Source organism: Spongiactinospora gelatinilytica (assembly GCF_003236385.1).
Taxonomy (GTDB): domain Bacteria; phylum Actinomycetota; class Actinomycetes; order Streptosporangiales; family Streptosporangiaceae; genus Spongiactinospora; species Spongiactinospora gelatinilytica.
In genome coordinates, this window is record NZ_POUA01000649.1 from 1 (window position 1) to 2,133 (window position 2,133).

Consider the following 2,133-nt stretch of genomic DNA (forward strand, 5'->3'; position numbering starts at 1 on the left):
GGCGTTCACCGTGCTGGTCCCGCTGGCCGCCCCCCCGTCCGGATACCGCAGCGCGACCTCGCGGGCCGCCTGCGGCTGCCTGGCCATGTCCGCGCCGCCCGGGCCGGTGCAGGTCGCCGAGGCACTGGCGCACGAGGTGCAGCACGTCAAGCTGGCCGCGCTGATGGACATGTTCGACCTGATCGAGCGGGGCCCCGCGGCGGACGGCTTCTACGCCCCCTGGCGGCCCGACCCGCGCCCGGCCGGTGGCCTCCTCCAGGGGGCGTACGCCCACCTCGGCATCGCCCGCTTCTGGCGGCGGCAGCGGGAGCTGGAGCGCGATCCCGGCGCGGCCTTCGACGCGCACGCCGGTTACGCCCGGTGGCGGGACGCGGCGGCGGAGGTGTCGGAAGTCCTGCTCGGCTCGGGGCGGCTCACCGCGGTCGGCACTGAGTTCGTCACCGAGATGCGCGCCGTGCTGGACTCCTGGCGGGACGATCCGGTCCCCGCGGACGCGCTGCGGCACGCCCGGCGTACGGCCTCCCGGCACCACGCCCGCTGGCTGAGCAAGCACGCCTGAAACCCCCTCGCGGGGCCCGGCGAGCGTAAAAACCGAGATTTCCCGAGGCCGCGACGATTGAGCCCGGCCGAAGCGGGCAGGGCGGGTCGGGTACCTCAATCAAGTTGACGAGGAGTCATAGTGCTCACGCTGACCGACAACGCCGTCCAGGTGATCCGCGACCTGACCGCGCAGTCGAGCGGTTCGCAGGACACGGGGATCCGCATCGCCTCCCAGGCCGACCAGGCGGGTTCGCTGGTCCTGTCCATCTCCGAAGGCCCGGCCACCCAGGACCAGGTCATCGAGGTCGAAGGCGCTCGCGTGTTCCTGGACCCGGTTGCGGCCGACGCCCTGGACACCAAGTCCCTCGACGCCGATGTGGACGCCCAGGGCAGCCCTTCCTTCCGCCTCGCGGAACAGGGCTGACGCGCTGACGAACGGGCCGGGATGAACCGGCCCGGCGACACATAACGGTCTCCGGCGGCGGCGGCCGGCGCGCCGCCGCGGCCGGAGCCGGTCTCCGCACCGAAGATTCGCGAGGATCAACCGATCGGCCGATGCCATCGGCCGGACGATCGGCCCGCCGGACGATACCGCCCGGCCGCTGGGCGCGGGATGCTCGGCGGCATGAGGATTCTGGTACTGGCGGGCGCGCTCACCGCGGTGGCCGCCCTGGCGTCCTGCGGGGTCGAACTGGACGCCAAGGAGCGGCACGACGTGCGCGACTTCCCGTTCGACAGCCGGGCTCAGGCGCTGACCATCCAATCGGGCGTCCGCGTCAACGTGGTCCCGGGCACGGGGTCGTCCCTGCGGGTCGAGCGGTGGGTGCGCGGCAAGGCCGCCGGGGAGGGCATGGCCACCTGGTCGCTGCGCGGCGGCACGCTCACTCTCGCCGCCGACTGCAACATGGTCTTCGGCGACTGCGGCGCGCGTTACGTGGTGCGCGTCCCCGGCACGCCCAAGCTGAACCTGGACGTCAGCGACGACGACGTACGCGTCACCGGCCTGACCGGCGAGCTAAACATAACCACCCACTCGGGGAACATCCACGTCGAGAGCGCCACGGGCACGGTGCGGATGAACAGCGCCGACGGCGACCTGACCATGGTCAAGGCCCGCTCGGGCGTCGTGCGCGCCCGCACCGGCAGCGGCGACATCGACCTGTCCTTCGCCGCGCCACCGGCCGAGGTCCGCGCGCTGTCCACCCACGGCCGGGTCGTCACGACGGTCCCCGAGGTCGACGGCTCCTACCGGGTCAAGGCGACCTCACGGCACGGCACACCGCGCTCGGACGTGCGCGACGCACCGCGCAGTGAGCGCAGCCTGGTACTCCGCAGCGTCTCCGAGGACGTCCGCGTCCGCAAGGGACCGCCCGCCGAAGCCTGACAGGGCCGCCCGGCGGACCGACCGCGACTCACACTCGGCCGACAGGGAGTACACGGCAGGCCGACCGGGACACACGGCCGGGCGACGGGGGTGTACGGCAGGAATGCACCGCGGATCGACCGCGACGCGCGCTCGGCCGACGAGGATGCACGAGGGAGCCGCCGCGATGCACGCTCGGGCGGCGGGGGTGCATGGCAGGGCGACAGGGG

3 protein-coding genes are annotated in these 2,133 nt (G+C 73.4%); all 3 read left to right on the top strand.

Annotated features, from left to right (window positions below; all coding sequences use genetic code 11):
* A partial coding sequence (locus tag C1I98_RS38205; RefSeq protein ID WP_233508551.1) for an aKG-HExxH-type peptide beta-hydroxylase occupies nt 1-559 on the top strand: 559 nt, incomplete at its 5' end.
* Nucleotides 560-679: 120 nt separating this feature from the next.
* Entirely contained in the window at nt 680-964 is a 285-nt protein-coding gene (locus C1I98_RS38210) for a Fe-S cluster assembly protein HesB (RefSeq protein WP_111172100.1), read from the top strand.
* 201 nt (nt 965-1,165) lie between these two features.
* The gene (locus C1I98_RS38215) at nt 1,166-1,924 is read left to right on the top strand and encodes a DUF4097 family beta strand repeat-containing protein (protein ID WP_146607906.1); all 759 of its coding nucleotides are present in this window, start codon (nt 1,166-1,168) and stop codon (nt 1,922-1,924) included.
* Nucleotides 1,925-2,133 lie beyond the last annotated feature (209 nt).

Excerpts from the sequence above, each read along its gene's own strand:
- C1I98_RS38215 (WP_146607906.1), top strand. The coding sequence starts at position 1,166 with ATGAGGATTCTGGTACTGGCGGGCGCGCTCACCGCGGTGGCCGCCCTG.